16 protein-coding genes are annotated in these 15,721 nt (G+C 72.6%); 11 read left to right on the top strand and 5 right to left on the bottom strand.

Features of this window, described 5'->3' with window-relative positions; all coding sequences use genetic code 11:
- The first annotated feature begins 34 nt into the window (after nt 1–34).
- From ribH to ACWDYJ_RS27005, 6 genes are all read left to right on the top strand, one after another.
- Nucleotides 35–520 (top strand): 6,7-dimethyl-8-ribityllumazine synthase, encoded by a 486-nt coding sequence (ribH, locus tag ACWDYJ_RS27030; RefSeq protein WP_327734494.1) that lies wholly within the window; start codon nt 35–37, stop codon nt 518–520.
- 35 nt (nt 521–555) lie between these two features.
- Complete coding sequence (locus ACWDYJ_RS27025) at nt 556–837, top strand: phosphoribosyl-ATP diphosphatase (RefSeq protein ID WP_451568185.1); 282 nt, start codon at nt 556–558, stop codon at nt 835–837.
- Between the two features lie 56 nt (nt 838–893).
- A complete protein-coding gene (hisG, locus tag ACWDYJ_RS27020; protein ID WP_451568184.1) occupies nt 894–1,742 on the top strand; it encodes an ATP phosphoribosyltransferase in 849 nt (282 codons plus the stop codon).
- A 41-nt stretch (nt 1,743–1,783) separates the two neighbouring features.
- Complete coding sequence (locus tag ACWDYJ_RS27015; RefSeq protein WP_451568183.1) at nt 1,784–2,248, top strand: PH domain-containing protein; 465 nt, start codon at nt 1,784–1,786, stop codon at nt 2,246–2,248.
- A gap of 203 nt (nt 2,249–2,451) precedes the next feature.
- On the top strand, nt 2,452–3,828 hold the full coding sequence (locus tag ACWDYJ_RS27010; RefSeq protein ID WP_451568182.1) for a hemolysin family protein: 1,377 nt from the start codon (nt 2,452–2,454) through the stop codon (nt 3,826–3,828).
- On the top strand, nt 3,825–4,868 hold the full coding sequence (locus ACWDYJ_RS27005) for a hemolysin family protein (RefSeq protein WP_451568181.1): 1,044 nt from the start codon (nt 3,825–3,827) through the stop codon (nt 4,866–4,868). Before ACWDYJ_RS27010 ends, ACWDYJ_RS27005 begins: the two co-directional genes overlap by 4 nt.
- Before the next feature lie 305 nt (nt 4,869–5,173).
- On the opposite strand, the gene ACWDYJ_RS27000 is transcribed toward ACWDYJ_RS27005, so the two are convergent.
- Nucleotides 5,174–7,117 (bottom strand): AAA family ATPase, encoded by a 1,944-nt coding sequence (locus tag ACWDYJ_RS27000; protein WP_451568180.1) that lies wholly within the window; start codon nt 7,115–7,117, stop codon nt 5,174–5,176.
- Between the two features lie 378 nt (nt 7,118–7,495).
- Nucleotides 7,496–8,113: a uridine kinase family protein gene (locus tag ACWDYJ_RS26995; protein WP_451568209.1), complete on the bottom strand. Its 618-nt coding sequence runs from the start codon at nt 8,111–8,113 to the stop codon at nt 7,496–7,498.
- 159 nt (nt 8,114–8,272) lie between these two features.
- Here ACWDYJ_RS26995 and ACWDYJ_RS26990 point away from each other — a divergent pair, with 159 nt between their 5' ends.
- From ACWDYJ_RS26990 to ACWDYJ_RS26980, 3 genes are all read left to right on the top strand, one after another.
- Nucleotides 8,273–9,649 carry a peptidase C39 family protein gene (locus ACWDYJ_RS26990; protein ID WP_451568179.1) on the top strand — a complete coding sequence of 459 codons (1,377 nt, stop codon included), beginning with the start codon at nt 8,273–8,275 and terminating at the stop codon, nt 9,647–9,649.
- An 84-nt stretch (nt 9,650–9,733) separates the two neighbouring features.
- Nucleotides 9,734–10,171, top strand: a complete 438-nt coding sequence (locus ACWDYJ_RS26985) for an SPW repeat protein (RefSeq protein ID WP_451568178.1) — start codon at nt 9,734–9,736, stop codon at nt 10,169–10,171.
- 134 nt (nt 10,172–10,305) lie between these two features.
- Nucleotides 10,306–10,461 (top strand): SCO1431 family membrane protein, encoded by a 156-nt coding sequence (locus ACWDYJ_RS26980; protein WP_451568177.1) that lies wholly within the window; start codon nt 10,306–10,308, stop codon nt 10,459–10,461.
- Here ACWDYJ_RS26980 and ACWDYJ_RS26975 read toward each other — a convergent pair.
- From ACWDYJ_RS26975 to ACWDYJ_RS26965, 3 genes are read right to left on the bottom strand one after another with little or no spacing between them, the layout of a single operon-like run.
- Nucleotides 10,439–11,356, bottom strand: a complete 918-nt coding sequence (locus ACWDYJ_RS26975) for a hypothetical protein (RefSeq protein ID WP_451568176.1) — start codon at nt 11,354–11,356, stop codon at nt 10,439–10,441. The two genes, ACWDYJ_RS26980 and ACWDYJ_RS26975, sit on opposite strands and share 23 nt — an antisense overlap.
- A complete protein-coding gene (locus ACWDYJ_RS26970) occupies nt 11,353–12,366 on the bottom strand; it encodes a DUF6114 domain-containing protein (RefSeq protein WP_451568175.1) in 1,014 nt (337 codons plus the stop codon). Before ACWDYJ_RS26970 ends, ACWDYJ_RS26975 begins: the two co-directional genes overlap by 4 nt.
- Nucleotides 12,357–12,905 carry a DUF6230 family protein gene (locus ACWDYJ_RS26965; protein WP_451568208.1) on the bottom strand — a complete coding sequence of 183 codons (549 nt, stop codon included), beginning with the start codon at nt 12,903–12,905 and terminating at the stop codon, nt 12,357–12,359. Before ACWDYJ_RS26965 ends, ACWDYJ_RS26970 begins: the two co-directional genes overlap by 10 nt.
- Before the next feature lie 211 nt (nt 12,906–13,116).
- Between ACWDYJ_RS26965 and ACWDYJ_RS26960 the strand changes: the two genes are divergently transcribed.
- Nucleotides 13,117–13,815: a TetR/AcrR family transcriptional regulator gene (locus ACWDYJ_RS26960; RefSeq protein ID WP_451568174.1), complete on the top strand. Its 699-nt coding sequence runs from the start codon at nt 13,117–13,119 to the stop codon at nt 13,813–13,815.
- A gap of 147 nt (nt 13,816–13,962) precedes the next feature.
- Entirely contained in the window at nt 13,963–15,135 is a 1,173-nt protein-coding gene (locus ACWDYJ_RS26955; protein ID WP_451568173.1) for an acyl-CoA dehydrogenase family protein, read from the top strand.
- Nucleotides 15,136–15,721: the final 586 nt, after the last annotated feature.

Here is a 15,721-nt window from a genome sequence, read left to right as displayed (position 1 = left end):
CATCGTCACCCACGAACCACCGAGGAGCAGAGCTGTGAGCGGCAAGGGCGCACCCGAACTGAGCGTGAAGAACTGCGGCGACCTGCGCGTCGCCGTGATCGCGGCCCAGTGGCACGAGAAGGTCATGGACGGGCTGGTCGACGGCGCCCTGCGGGCCCTGCACGAACTGGGCATCGACGAGCCCACCCTGCTCCGCGTCCCCGGCAGCTTCGAGCTCCCGGTCGTGGCGAAGGTACTGGCCGGTCGCGGTTACGATGCCGTCGTCGCCCTCGGCGTGGTCATCCGCGGCGGCACCCCGCACTTCGACTACGTGTGCCAGGGCGTCACCCAGGGTCTGGTACAGGTGTCGATCGACACCGGAGTCCCCGTCGGCTTCGGCGTACTGACCTGCGACAACGACGAGCAGGCGCTGGACCGCGCCGGACTCGAGGGGTCGAACGAGGACAAGGGGCACGAAGCGGTCACCGCCGCCGTCTCCACCGCCATGACGCTGCGGACCGTCAGCGAACCCTGGCGCTGAGCGGCAGCGGCGGACCCCTTATTCTGAGGAGCATCATGGCGAACAAACCCCCCAAGAGCTTCGAAGAGCTCTTCACCGAGCTCCAGCTCAAGGCCGCCAACGGCGACCCCAGCTCCTCCCGTACCGCCGAGCTCGTCGGCAAGGGCGTCCATGCCATCGGCAAGAAGGTCGTCGAGGAGGCCGCCGAGGTCTGGATGGCCGCCGAGTACGAGGGCAAGGAAGCCGCCGCCGAGGAGATCTCCCAGCTGCTCTACCACGTCCAGGTGATGATGGTGGCGCGCGGGATCTCCCTCGAGGACGTCTACGCGCACCTCTGAGCCCCGGCACCCGCACCGCTCACGCATTCACGCATCTACGCACCAAAGGAAGCCCCATGCTGCGCATCGCCGTCCCCAACAAGGGTTCACTCTCCGGACCGGCGTCGGCGATGCTCCATGAGGCCGGCTACCGCCAGCGCAAGGAGTCCAAGGAACTCGTCACGGTCGACCCCGACAACGAGGTCGAGTTCTTCTACCTCCGCCCCAAGGACATCGCGATCTACGTCGCGTCGGGCAAGCTCGACATCGGCATCACCGGCCGCGACCTCCTGCTCGACTCCGGGGCCAACGCCGAGGAGATCCTCCCGCTGAACTTCGGCCGCTCCACCTTCCGCTACGCCACCAAGCCCGGCACCGCGAAGGGCCCCGAGGACTTCGGCGGGATGACGATCGCGACCTCCTACGAGGGGATCGTCGGCAAGCACCTCGCCGACCTGGGCATCGACGCCTCCGTCGTCCACCTGGACGGCGCGGTCGAGACCGCCATCGAGCTCGGCGTCGCGCAGGTCATCGCGGACGTCGTCGAGACCGGCACCAGCCTGCGCAACGCCGGCCTGGAGGTCATCGGCGAGCCGATCCTCAAGTCCGAGGCGACCGTCATCCGCCGCACCGGCGCCGGCACGGACGACCCCAAGGTCTCGCAGTTCCTGCGCCGCCTCCAGGGCGTCCTGGTGGCCCGCAGCTACGTGATGATGGACTACGACTGCCGCGCCGAGCACCTGGAGCGCGCGGTCGCCCTCACCCCGGGCCTGGAGTCGCCGACCATCTCCCCGCTGCACAACGAGGGCTGGGTCGCGGTCCGCGCGATGGTCCCCGCCAAGGAATCGCAGCGGATCATGGACGACCTGTACGAACTCGGCGCGCGCGCGATCCTCACCACCTCGATCCACGCCTGCCGTCTCTGACGCCACCGGCACCGACCCTCTCGAAGAACCGAGCGCACCCCATGGCAGAGCCCGCCGCCCACCCCTCACCGCCCGCCCTGCCGGTCACCTTCCGGCCGACCCGCACCCGGGTGGTGCTGCTGAGCGTCGGGCTCGCCATGTTCGCCACCATCACGACGGTCGCCCTGCTCCTGGAGAACCTCAGCCCCGGCGAGCGGATCAGCTTCATCTTCACGGCCGTCCTGCTGACCTCCGTCCTCGTCCTGCTCAGCCGCCCCAAGGTGGTCGCCGACGAGGCCGGGGTCACCGTGGTCAACCTCACCACCACCCGCCGCCTGGAATGGGCGCAGATCCTGCGCGTCAATCTCCGCCCCGGAGACCCGTGGGTGTTCCTGGACCTCAGCGACGGCACCAGCCTTCCCGTCCTCGGCATCCAGCCCGGCGTCGCCAAGGCCCAGGCGATCGGCGACGCCCGCGCCCTGCGCGCCCTCGCCGAAACCCGCGGAACCGGCACAATCGACCACTGAGCGCGCCGAGGCTCGTCGCTGCGTCCCATTGCGGCGACGATCTCAGTGACTACCCTGGTGGCGGGGCGCCGCCGTGCGCCCTCCCACACGCCCCGGGACCCCGTGGCCCGTGGGCACCTGCGACCAGAGGAGTGACTCCCTCCAGCAATGGACGGATCGTCCGGTAGTACCCGCGCCGCCCTCCCCCCGGAGGCGGCGGCATCATGACCACCCCGCTACTCCTGCTCGGGGCGGCCTTCGCCCTGATCCTCGCCAACGGTTTCTTCGTGGCCGCCGAATTCGGCCTGGTCACCGTAGAGAGACCCGAGGCCGAACGCGCCGCAGCCGAAGGCGACCGCCGTGCCCGTACGGTGGTCAAGGCCCTGCGGGAGCTGTCCTTCCAGCTCTCCGGCACCCAGCTCGGCATCACCATCACCTCCCTCGTGGTCGGCATGCTCGCCGAACCGGCGCTCGCCGCCCTGCTCTCCGGGCCGCTCGCCGCGACCGGCCTGCCGGCGGGAGTCGTCCCCGGCGTCGCCGTCGTCATCGGCATGCTGCTCGCCTCCGCCGTCCAGATGGTCGTCGGTGAACTCGTCCCGAAGAACTGGGCGGTCTCCCGGCCGCTCCAGGTGGCCCGGTTCGTCGCCGGCCCGCAGCAGGTCTTCTCCCAAGCCTTCCGGCCCGTCATCGCCGGACTCAACGCCGTCGCGAACCGCCTCGTGCGGGCGCTGGGCGTGGAGCCGGCCGAGGAGATGGCCTCCGCCCGCACCCCCGGCGAACTGGTCTCCCTGGTCCGCCACTCGGCCCGGGCCGGCGCCCTCGAACAGGACACCGCCGACCTCTTCGTACGGACCCTCTCGCTGGGCGGGCTCACCGCCCAGCACGTCATGACCCCCCGCGTGAAGGTCAGCGCCCTCCAGCACACGGCCACCGCCGCCGACGTGCTGAACCTGACCCGCGCCACCGGCCTGTCCCGCTTCCCGGTGTACCGCGAGCGCATCGACGAGATCACCGGCGTGGTCCACCTCAAGGACGCCCTCGCCGTACCCGAGTCCGAGCGCGCCCGCACCACCGTCAGCGGGATCTGCGTGGCCCCCCTGCTGGTCCCCGGCTCCCTGCCCGTGCAGCCCCTGCTGGAACGGCTGCGCAGCGAACAGCCGATGGCCGTCGTCGTCGACGAGTACGGCGGCACCGCCGGCGTGGTCACCCTGGAGGACATCGTGGAGGAACTCGTCGGCGAGGTCCGCGACGAGCACGACCTCGCCGAGGACGGCAGCCAGGAACTGGCCGCCGTACCCGCCGAGGACGGGCGCCCCTGCTGGGAGGCCGACGGCAGCTGCCGCGTGCACACCCTGCGCCGGATAGGCTTGGAGGTGCCCGAAGGCCCGTACGAGACCGTCGCCGGCCTCGTCGCCGACCTGCTGGGCCGGATCCCCGCCCCCGGGGACCGCGCCGAGCTGCCCGGCTGGAAGCTGTCCGTCCGCCAGGTCCGCCGCTACCGGGCCGAACGGGTCCGGCTCGTGCGGACGGCCCCCGCCGACGCGACCGTCGGCGCCGCGGCCGTGCCCGCTCCCGCCCAGCTGGAAGCGGTGGGCCGGTGAACGCCCTCCAACTCCTCTTCGCCCTCCTCCTCGTCCTGGCCAACGGCTTCTTCGTCGGCGCCGAGTTCGCGCTCGTCTCCGTACGCCGCAGCCAGATCGAACCCCTGGCGGCCGGCTCCAAGCGGGCCCGCCAGGTGCTGTACGGCCTGGAGAACCTGCCGCGCATGATGGCCGCGGCCCAGTTCGGCATCACCCTGTGCTCGATCACCCTCGGCGCCGTCGCCGAGCCCACCGTGGCCCGGCTGCTGGAGCCCCTCTTCCACGCCGCCCACGTCCCCGAGGGCCTGATCCACCCCCTCGGCTACGCCGTCGCGCTCGCCGCCGTGATCTTCCTGCACCTGGTCATCGGCGAGATGGTCCCCAAGAACCTCGCCATGGCCGCCCCCGAGCGGACCGCCCTGTGGTTCAGCCCCGGGCTCGTCGCCTTCGCCCGCGTGTGCGGGCCGGTCACGACCGCGCTCGGCGCCTGCGCCACGCTCGTCCTGCGGCTCTTCAAGGTCGAGCCCAAGGACGAGGTCGAGGCCGTCTACACCAGCGCCCAGCTCGGCCGCCTCCTCCAGGACTCCCGTCGCGCCGGACTCCTGGAACCGGACGAGCAGGAGCGCCTGGAGGACGCGCTGGAGCTGGGCAGCCGCCCCGTCACCGACGTCCTGCTGGCCCCCGGCCGGCTCGTCACCGTCGGACCCGCCGTCACCCCCCGCCAGATCGAGCAGCTCACGGTGCGCACCGGCTACTCCCGTTTCCCGGTCCGCTCCGACAGCGGTGCCTTCATGGGCTACCTCCACGTCAAGGACGTCCTCGACCTGGAGGAGCGCGAGCGGGCGGTGCCCCAGCGGGTCTGGCGCCGGATGACCACCCTGTCCTCCACGCTGCCCCTGGACGACGCCCTCAGCGTCATGCGCCGCGACGCCACCCACCTGGCGCAGGTCGCCGACCCGGCCGGGCGGGTCCTGGGCCTGGTCGCGCTGGAGGACGTCCTGGAGACGCTGGTGGGCGAAGTCCGCGACCCCGCGCACCGCACGTACGCCCGCAGCGCGTAAGCCCTGGCCGGGCGGGGTGCGGGTGGGCCGGTGCCGGGGTCCCGGACCACCCCGGCCCGTCCGCCGCAGGACGGGGCCGGCCGACCTCGTACGCGCCCGTCGCCGCGTACCGGCCGCGCCGGCGCCTCTGGCGTGGCGGTTCCGCACGGGCCCTGGTGGGGCGAGGGCGCGGGCCGGTGCTGGCTCTTGACCCCGTGCCGACCGCGCCGGGTGCCCCCGGTGTGGCGGTCCCGCACCGTCACGGTGCGGGACCGACCCCCGGCGGCGGTGGGTCCCGGATACCGGCCGGCCAGGCCACCGGCCGGCTACGGCTCCGGCCGCTCCTGCGGGCCGCGGCCCGACAGGACCTCCCCGTACGCCTGCATCAGGTCCGCCAGCCGCAGCGTGGCCAGGTCGTCGCGCGACGGCTCCCCGGAGAAGCCGGCCAGCCGCAGATCCCGGTACGCGCAGCTCTTCTCGTACAGCGTCCGCAGGAACCGGCCGTTGCCCAGCTCGTCGATCCAGCCCTGTTCGACGACGTGTCCGCTAATGCTGCGCAGCTCCTCCAGGGCTTCCTCGTCCCAGCGGTCCCCGTTCGCGTCCGCGAGCACCCCGCCGATCGCGGTCAGCTCCAGCGGGCGGTAGCTCGGGAAGTCCACCCGGGAGGTGAACCGCGAGGACAGCCCCGGATTGGCGGCCAGCAGCCGGTCCATGCCCGCCGGATAGCCCGCCAGGATCACCACCAGGTGGTCGCGGTTGTCCTCGGCCCGCTTCAGCAGCACCTGGAGGGCCTCGTCGCCGTACGCGTCACCCTTGCTGTAGCCGGAGTTGGACAGGCTGTACGCCTCGTCCACGAACAGCACCCCGCCGATCGCCGAGTCGATCAGCTCGTTCGCCTTCACGGCGGTCTGGCCGAGGAACTCGCCGACCAGGTCCGCCCGTTGCGCCTCGACCAGGTGGTCGCCGCCCAGCAGCCCGAGCGCGTAGAACACCCGGCCCAGGATCCGGGCCACCGTGGTCTTGCCCGTGCCCGAGGGGCCGGAGAAGACGAAGTGGCGTTTCGGCGGCTGCACCGGCAGCCCCTGGGCCGCCCGCAGCCGGGCCATGTGCAGCTGCGCCGACAGGGCCTTCACCTGCCGCTTGACCGGATCCAGGCCCACCATCCGCTCCAGCTCCGCGAGCGCCTCGGCCAGCGCCCGCGGATCGGCCGGCCCGGTCGGCAGCACCGGCGGGGCGCCCTGCGGAGGGACGGACACCTTGTGCCGTACGCCCTCCAGCCGGCCCGCGCCCGGCGGCGGCCCGAACCGCTCGTCCGGCGGATCCGCCGGCGTCGGCGGATCCGCGTCCACCGAGCCGTCCGCCGCGATGTCCTGGACGGGACCGCCGCCCAGCGCCACCGCCGCGAAGTCCCCGCCGGCCGGGGACAGGCCGTGCCCCGCGAACCCCTCCGCCAGGTGCCCGGCGGACCCGGCGTACCCGGCCAGGTCGGCCATCCCGTCGCCGTCGTCGCCGTCTTCGATGGCCGTCAGCCGGGCCGCGGTGTCCATGAACGCCGGATCCACCCGGTGCACCGCCCGGTACAGCGGCAGCGCCGCCGCGGTGCGCCCGGTGCCCTCGTGCGCCCGCGCCAGCCAGTACCGCAGCTCCTTGCGCTGCGGCTGCTCGCTGCGGCAGCGCATCAGGGCCGCCGACAGCATCGGCTCCGCCTGCCCGTACATCTCCAGCCGGACCCGCGCCATCCCGCCGAACAGGCCCGCCTCGATGCCCAGCAGCGGATCGTTCACCAGCGGCTCGGTATGGCGTACCAACTGGTCCCAGTCCTTGACCAGGTACGCCCGGCAGGCGTGCAGGAACCGCACCTGCGGATCGGTGTCGACCGGCGGCAGTGCGGCCAGGGCCTGGTCCAGCTCGGGCACGTGGCGCCCGTCCAGCCAGTGCGAGGCGTGGGCCAGCAGCAGGTCGCGGCGGCTCTCCAGTACCGGTTGCACCCACCAGCCGAGCCAGTACCAGGAGTTGAGCGTCCGCCGGTGGCGGGCCCGCTGCTCGCCGAAGCGGTCCCGGTGCGCGTACATGCGCAGTAAGGCGTTGGTGGTGTCCACCCGCAGCGCGTGCAGGCCCAGCCAGGCGTCGGCCATGGCGGGATCGAGCCGTACGGCCGTCCGGAACTGCTCCTCGGCCTGCGGATAGGCGCCCATGGTGCAGGCGTCGACCCCGCGCAGCCAGGCGAGTTCGGCCGGGGCGTGTGCGCTGCCCGGCATGCCGAAGTCCATCACATCCCCCACAAGCCCGCCTCGTGGTGCGCGGCAACCGCCGTGCCGCGCACGCGAGTTGTCCACCCCGCCGATGAAACCAGGGCTGCATCGTACCTGCGGGGACGCACCTTACCCAGGGTGCGGCGGGGGCGGTTCGCGGGTGCGCCGTGGGTGTGCGTGGTGACGCTGGGTGAAGGGTGGTGGGGTGCCGGGCCCGCGCCGCACCGGACCGAGCCGGTTCGAGGGCAGAACGAAGCCCCCGATCACGGGGGAACAACCGGGGGCTTCGTGTCCGCGACGGCCTTTGCGGACCGCGCATTCAGAACGTAAGGCCGCCGCCGGGGCCAGGTCAAGCAGGTCATGGAAGGCCGGTGCGCGCGCGTTCGCGGCGACCGCTCAGGCCCGGGGGAGTCCGTCACGTTCGGTGACGGAAGGGGTCGTTCCCGACGTCGCATCCGCCCCTGAAGTCCACTCGTATCCCGTACCGCTCTGGCGCACCAGGGTGTCGGCGAAGGGGCGTGAAGGGTCGTCCGAGAAGTGCGCGAGCTCCGCGCGCTCCCATCCGTCCCAGAAGTCGGAAAGTTCGCGCCCGTCCCGGTTTCGCCCACGCCCCCAGGACCGCGTACGGGGCGTTTCCATCCACAGCAGCCGCGCCAGATGGGGGCGCAGCGCCCGCCGGCCCGCCCCCACCCCCTCGATGAGCAGCACCGGCGCCGGCTCCAGCACCCGCTCCGGTCCGAACCGGCGCTCCACCCAGTCGTACGGAGCCCAGTGCGCGGCCCGTCCGGCGGCGAGCGGCTCCAGCACCTGGGCGCGCAACCGCCCCCACCAGCCGAACAGCTCCTCGTGCGTGGCCACATCGTCCAGATGCAGCACCGGTGCCCCGCCCAGGGCATCGGCCAGCCGCCCCGCGAAGGTGCTCTTCCCGGAGCCCGCGTGCCCGTCGATGCCGATCACCCGGACGGGACCGAGCGAGGGCGGCAGGGCGGAGAGCTCCCGTGCGAGTGACTCCAGTGACTGCTGTGACGGCTGCTTCACCTGGTCAGGGTACGACCGGACCGGTGGTCACCCCCGACACGGCCTGCCGGCTTTGCCGTCCGGCGGCGGGGAACTGGAAGGGTGGACGAGCCGATCCACCCGCCGCGACCGACCGACCCCTGGGGGCCACCGCCGATGACCGCACCCACGCCACGCCGGGCCCTGCTGGCCGTCGCCCTCGCCGCCGCCACCACGGCCACCCTGCCCGCGGGGGGCGCCTCGGCGACGCCCGTCCAGGCCCCCGCCGCGGCCGAGGGCGGCCCGGCCGCCGCCAAGACCGTCGACAACCGGTTCTGGTACGCGTACGCCCACTGGCAGGCCGGCACCCACCACGGCACCACCGCCGTCGACGGCGCCCGCCCCGGCCTGGAGATCCGCACCCCGGCCGGCCGCACCGCGTACACCGACCCCCACACGGCGAAGAAGTCCACCTGGGAGTACGCCACCTGGACCTCCCCGGTCCACCGCTCCACCGTCCCCGCCACCGAGGCCATCGCCTCCTGGAACGCCCGCACCCCGACCGGCACCTGGATCCAGACCGAGCTGCGCGGCACCTGCACCGACGGCAAGGCCACCCCCTGGTACGTGATGGGCCGCTGGGCCTCCGGCGACGGCGACATCCGCCGCACCTCGGTCGACGGCCAGAGCGACGGCAGGACCACCGTGTGGACCGACACCCTGGCCGTCGACCAGTCGGCCGCGGCCCACGGACTGCGGATCACGGGCTGGCAGCTGCGCCTGACCCTCTACCGCAAACCGGGTGCCCGGCGCGGCCCGACGGTCTGGCTGGCCGGAGCGATGGCCTCCGACGTCCCGGACCGGTTCACCGTCCCCGCCTCGGCACTCTCCGGCACGCCCCGTGAGCTGAAGGTCCCGCGCTACTCCCAGGAGATCCACACCGGCCAGTACCCGGAGTACGACAACGGCGGCGAGGCCTGGTGCAGCCCCACCTCCTCCCAGATGATCGTGGAGTTCTGGGGCGGCAGGGCCAGCGCCAAGGCCCTGGCCTGGGTCGATCCCGCCCACGCCGACCCCCAGGTCTGCCACGCCGCCCGCTCCACCTACGACGCCGCCTACAAGGGTTGCGGCAACTGGCCCTTCAACGCCGCCTACGCCGCGACGTACCGGGGACTCGCCGGCGTCGTCACCCGGCTCACCCGCCTCGCCGACCTGGAGACCCTGGTGGCGGCCGGGATCCCCGCCATCACCTCCCAGTCCTTCCTCCCCGAGGAACTCACCGGTGCGGGATACGGCACTGCGGGCCACCTGATGACCGTCATCGGTTTCACCGCGGCCGGGGACGTGATCGCCAACGACCCCCACTCGCCCGACAACCCCTCCGTGCGCCGCGTCTACAAGCGCCGCGAGTGGGAGACGATCTGGCTGCGCACCAAGCGCCGCAACGCGGCCGGGAAGGTCGTCTCCGGCACCGGCGGCATCTGCTACCTGTACGCCCCGGCCCGTCCGGGAGTGGCCCAGATCGAGGCACTGCGGGCCGTCGGCGTGCTGTGAAAAACCCTGCTCGCCCGGGTGGCTTAACGGCCGAAATACGGGCATAAAGGACCTGTAAAGCTTTCTCCTAGGAGGCAGCCCACCATGACCACCCATTCGAGCATCGAACATCACCCGGACCTTGCCGAAATGCGGACTCGGTTCGAGCGGGTGACCAGCACTCCCGCAGCGCAGACCGTCGAGGCGCTGGCCCTGATCACGGGCCTCTACCTGGCGGCTTCGCCGTGGATCGCCGGATTCAGCGGACTCGGCCCGTTGGCCGTCAACAACCTCATCGCCGGCATCGCCTTCTGCCTGTGCATGGGCGGCCTGGGGACGGCGTACGAGCGCACCCACGCGATGGCCTGGACGGCGGTCGCGATCGGCGCCTGGACGATCATCGCCCCCTGGGTCATCGCCGGTGAGATGGACATCGCCCGCAGTGTCGTCAGCAACGTCATCACCGGTGCCGTCGCCCTGTGCCTCGGCGTGGCCATGGCGGCCATGGCGGGGCGGGACAGGCGGCGCGCCACCACCACCTGACCGAGCTGCCGCAGCTATCACCGGGCCCGGCCACCCCTTGACCCAAGGGGTGGCCGGGCCCGGTGGCGTGAGGTGCGCCACCAGTGACGACCGTCTCTACCGCGAAGGCCTCGACCGCTGGCACATTGGACGGCATGACCGGAGACAGCCCCGCCCTCAACGTCCCTGTCCGCAGCCTCGCCGGGACCGGCGGCCCCGAGGAAGAAGGCTCCTCCTGGCTGGAGCACGTCCTCGGCTGGACCCTGGTGGTCGTCGTCGCCATGTTCGTCACCCAGGTCGGCTGGCTCTAGGGTCCACGTCCACGTCCAGGTCCGGGTCAGGCTCGGGCTCCGCCCGCCAGTGCCGGTCCGGGATGCCCACCAGCGTGTACAGCCTCCGTACGGGAGACCGCGCGGGCAGCAGCGCCGCCCCGGCCAAGGCCGCGAACAGGGCGAGCCCCGCCCACCACCCCAGCAGCCGTACGAGCACGCTCGCGCCCAGCGCCCCGGCGAACGGCAACGCGTACACCCCGGCCCCCGCGATGAGCACCGCGACCACGCGCGGCACCCGGAGATCCGCCGCCGCCCCGGGCAGCCGCCAGCCCTCCACGAGCCAGCCGATCCCGGTGAGCAGCATCGTGCCGACCACCGCCGATCCGAGGACCAGCACGGCGAGGAAGGTCCCCGAGGTGACGAAGGCCAGCACCGCATTGACCGCACCGTCCGCGGACCAGTCGGCGTAGGCCCGCGGATCGGCGCTCAGCAGCCGCCGGTACCCCGTGCCGTCCCACCCGTGGATCAGGGTGAAGAACAGCAGGAAGTACCCGGCCACCGCCTGCAGGTACCCCCAGTACCCGGCGCCCCCCAGCACGAAGAGCCGCGCCGCCAGGAAGCCCAGCAGCGCCCCCACCACCACGGACCCGGTGTGGAAGAGCGCGACGCCGGCCCACACGCCGTTGTGGTCGTGGGCGACCTGCATCGTCGCCCACGCGGGGTTCTGCCACAGCAGGTACATCCCGGCCGGGGCGAGCAGCAGCGCGGCGTAGAGCACGGTGAGGGCCAGATACGGATGGGCCGCGCGGCTCCTCGTACGGACGCCTTCGCCCCGCACCGACCGCTCCCACCACTGGAGCTGGCGCCCGGCCGCCACCGCGAAGGTCGCGCCGATGCCGTAGGCCCACAGCGGCGCCGCCTGCACGGGGATCACGAGGCCTCCAGCCGCAGTCCGTCGGTGACGATCACGTCCGCGGTGACCAGCGCCTGCTCCGCGCTGACCTGGGTCATGAAGACGAAGGGCGGGATGACCGGGGGAACCGGGAGTCCGTCGGGGCTGAAGGTGACGCACAGCAGGCCCTCGATGCACCCGCTGAACTTCGTGAGGTACAAGGTCACATGGCCGCGTAGATCGAGGGACGTGGCGGCCAGTCCGTACTCGTCCCGCCCGTCACGCGTGCGCAGCCGGTAGTCGCGCAGCGAGGCCGCCGCCATCCGCAGGACCAGCACCTTGCGCGGCCCGTCGACCGTGGACACCTGCGTGATGCCCGCGAAGGCGAAACCCTGCGGCGCGAAGAGCGAGGTGGTGACGGTCGGGGGAGTACGCGCCGCCATCGGCGGTCCCTGCCCCGCCGAAAGCTCGGCCGTCCCCGCCGCCCGCGCGGCCGGGGCGCCCGCCACCAGCGCCGCCAGCAGCACCACCGGCAGCGCGGCCGCCAGCGTGCGCGGGCCACTGCCGTCCAGGCTCGGGACATACGGTCCCTCCTCGCCCGCCTCCTCGTCGGGCAGCGGCGTCCAGCCGAAGGCGAGCGCGCTGCCCGCGATGCCGAGCAGCATGCCGACGAGGAACCCGCCCAGGTTGGTCGCCACGAACGACAGCACCGACAGCAGCAGCGCGTGGATCGAGACATAGGCCCGCGCCTGCGGCAGGAACCACAGGAACAGCCCCGCCGCGACCAGCGCGGCGCCGATCCCGATGGCCGCGATCCCGCCCAGACCCAGGCTGACCAGCACGGTCAGCGGGGAGAGCGGGACCAGCAGCAGCTCCGTCCCGCCCAGCACCAGCAGCAGCCCGCCCCAGAACGGCCGGGTGCGGCGCCAGGCGCGCAGCCGCCGCCGGGGACCGGGCAGCGGCAGTAGCCGCTCCAGCCACCCGCGCCCCGGCCACCCGCGCTCCAGCCACCCGCGCCCCGGCCGCGGGGCTCCCCGTAGGCCTAGAAGCACTTCTTGCCGTCCAGGCTGACGTTCAGCTTCATGCCCTTGAGCTTGAAGTTGCCGCCGGTCGCCGACCAGGCGTGCGACTTCACGCCGAGTACCTCGATGTTCCCCGCCTGGAGGCCGAACTTGCCCGGCTCGCCCCTGACCCCGTCCACCTGGTCGAGGGTCGAGGCGTCCCGGCCGATCTGGGCCGTGCCGAAGGTGGCGTCGCCGTCGAGGTCCTCGCCGTCGATGACCAGGTTGCTGGCGGTCACCTCCCCGGCCGGACCGCCGGCCGTCAGTTTGAACACCACCGTGCCCAGCGGGGTGCCCACCTCCGCTGCCTGGCAGATATCGGTGAGCGTGGCCTCCCCGATGCCCAGCAGCGCGACGGGATGCCCCTTGCCGTCGACGGAGCGGTCCGTCTGCACGTAGGAGGCGAGCCCCTTGCTGCTCAGCTTGGAGGAGGACACCTGGAAGCTGGTCCCCGAGACGGCGAAGGAAGCGGCGAGCGCCCCCTGGGCCATGACCATGGCCATCGCCCCGACCGCGACCACGGCGGGCATCGCGACGACGGCCGACTTCTTCCAGTCGACCCGGCCCTCGGCGGGCGCTCTGTCGTCCCCGCCCCCGCTCCCGCCCTTGCCCTTGCGCTCGACCTTGCCCATGGTGGTGCCTCCCGTACGTCGTCCGGTGGAGGAGTAGCGCGAAGCGAGCTCGGCACGCAGGTCTGCCATACTGCGGGCATCCTGTGGCAGTTCGAGGCTAGGGCCGAATTTGAATAATAGTCAACAGCGCGGTACGACCGGGCGTTCGCAGGTTCGAAGGGCCGAACTCATAGCGACCGGACGCAAGTTGTTCGCCGACACCTCGTACGACGCCCTCTCCGTGGACGACATCGCCCAGCAGGCCGGCGTCGCCAAGGGACTGATCTACTACTACTTCAAGAGCAAACGCGGCTACTACCTCGCCATCGTCGAGGACTCCGTCGCCGAACTCGTCGCCCGAGCCGGCGGGGACACGGAGCTCCCCGACGCCGAGCGGGTCCGCCGCACGATCGACGGCTACCTCCATTACGCCGAGCACCACCAGGCCGCCTACCGCACCATCGTCACCGGCGGCGTCGGCTCCGACGCGGAGGTCCTCGCGATCCGGGACGCGGTCCGCGAGGAACTGGTCGCCACCATCGCCGAAGGCGCCTACGGCACCCGCGCGATCCCGCCCCTCGCCCGGCTCGCGCTCGTCGGCTGGCTCTCCGGGGTCGAGGGCAGCACCCTGGACTGGATCGGCTCCCACGCGGCCGAGGGGCAGCCCGACCGGGCGGCGCTCGCCGCGCTGCTCGTGCGACAGCTGCGCGCGACACTGACCGTGATCGGGGAACTCGTCCCGCAGTGTCCCGCTCCGCCCGCCCTCGAGGAGCCCACGACGACCCTGGACGATCTTGACGATCAGGTACCGGTGACGGAAAGCGCCTGATCGGGCATACTCAACCCGCCGCAGCCGCTCGCCGAGCCCTTCCGTGATCCGGAAGGGCCGCGTCGGCTGTGATAGCACCGAGACCCGGTGGCGCGTCCCACACCTCACGCGTCGCCGCCGTGCCCGACGAGGGAGGAGAGCGCTGCCATGACAGACCGCGCCCCACAACCGGTGGACCGTCAGCTGCCCACCGAGGAGTCCCGGGACCTCCTCGCGCTCGTACGCGAGATCGCCCAGCGGGAGATCCGGCCCCGGGCCGCCGACGAGGAGGAGGCCGGACGGTTCCCCCGCGAGATCTTCACCCTGCTGTCCGAGGCCGGCCTGCTCGGACTCCCGTACGCCGGAGAGTTCGGCGGCGGTGAGCAGCCGTACGAGGTCTACCTCCAGGTCCTGGAGGAACTCGCGGCCGCCCGCCTGACCGTCGGGCTCGGCGTCAGCGTCCACTCGCTGGCCTGCCACGGCCTGGCCGGATACGGCTCCAAGGAGCAGCAGGGCGCACACCTCCCCGACATGCTCGGCGGCGGGCTGCTGGGCGCGTACTGCCTGTCCGAACCGGCCGCCGGTTCCGATGCGGCCTCGCTCACCACCAAGGCGGTCCGCGACGGCGACGACTGGGTGATCACCGGCACCAAGGCCTGGATCACCCACGGCGGGATCGCCGACTTCTACACCGTCCTGGCGCGCACGGGGGTCCAAGGCCCCAAGGGCATCACGGCCTTCCTCGTCCCCGGCGACGCCCCCGGCCTGACCGCGGCGATCCCCGAGAAGAAGATGGGCATGAAGGGCTCGCCCACGGCCCAGCTCCACTTCGACGGCGTACGGGTACCCGACACGCGCCGCATCGGCGAGGAGGGCCAGGGCTTCACCATCGCCCTCGCCGCGCTGGACGCAGGCCGGCTCGGCATCGCCGCCTGCGCCATCGGCGTGGCCCAGTCCGCCCTCGACGAGGCCCTGGTGTACGCACTGGACCGCAAGCAGTTCGGGCACCCCATCGCGGACTTCCAGGGGCTGCGCTTCATGCTGGCCGACATGGCCACCAAGATCGAGGCGGGCCGGGCGCTCTACCTCGCGGCGGCGCGGCTGCGCGACGCGGGCAAGCCGTTCTCCCGGCAGGCGGCGATGGCCAAGCTGTTCTGCACGGACGCGGCGATGGCCGTCACCACGGACGCGGTGCAGGTGCTCGGCGGCTACGGGTACACCGCGGACTTCCCGGTGGAGCGGCTGATGCGCGAGGCGAAGGTGCTCCAGATCGTGGAGGGCACCAACCAGATCCAGCGCATGGTCATCGCCCGCCACCTGGCGGGACCGGAGACGCGCTAGCTGTATTGATCACGAGCCGCCCGAGGCTCCGCCCCCCCACGCCTCGTCCTGGGCGCCACCGTGCGCCGGGGGGCGGGCGGTGGGCGGTGGGGTGCTGCCGCTGTGAGTCGGCTCAGCTCCGGAACAGCGGGCCGCTCGGCCAGATCGGCGACGAGGTGATCCGGGACCACTCGGGATCCCGCAGGCCCGGGAGCGTCCGGCCGTCCTCGGTCCACCGGGCGATGAGGGCGCTGTAGATGGGCGGATCGGGATGCCGCTGAAGCGGGCCGCGCTGAACCGATTCTTCGCAACCGGGCGGCGTCGGCCGCCGACGGCGTCCCGTCCTTGGGGTGGAAGTCTCAACCGTGGTCATGCCGGGGCAACGCGGCATCGCGACCACGGGTAATCCCCTCCCCACCCCGGCCATCCGTTCGAGGCGTACCCGGGGGCGGGGGCGGCCGGGGGTGTGGGGTCGGTATCCAGTGATCCGGGATCAGGGAGGGTATGGGGGTTTCCCGTCAGTCTCATCGTCTCTCCGTGTCGGGCCGGCCCCTCAAGGGCGCTCCTCCTCGTTCCTCGTCGTCGCGTCGCTTCGCGATGGCCTTCG

Source organism: Streptomyces sp. NPDC003042 (assembly GCF_053591315.1).
The sequence above is the reverse complement of the archived record's forward strand: the minus strand, read 5'-3'. Positions and strand labels throughout refer to the sequence as shown.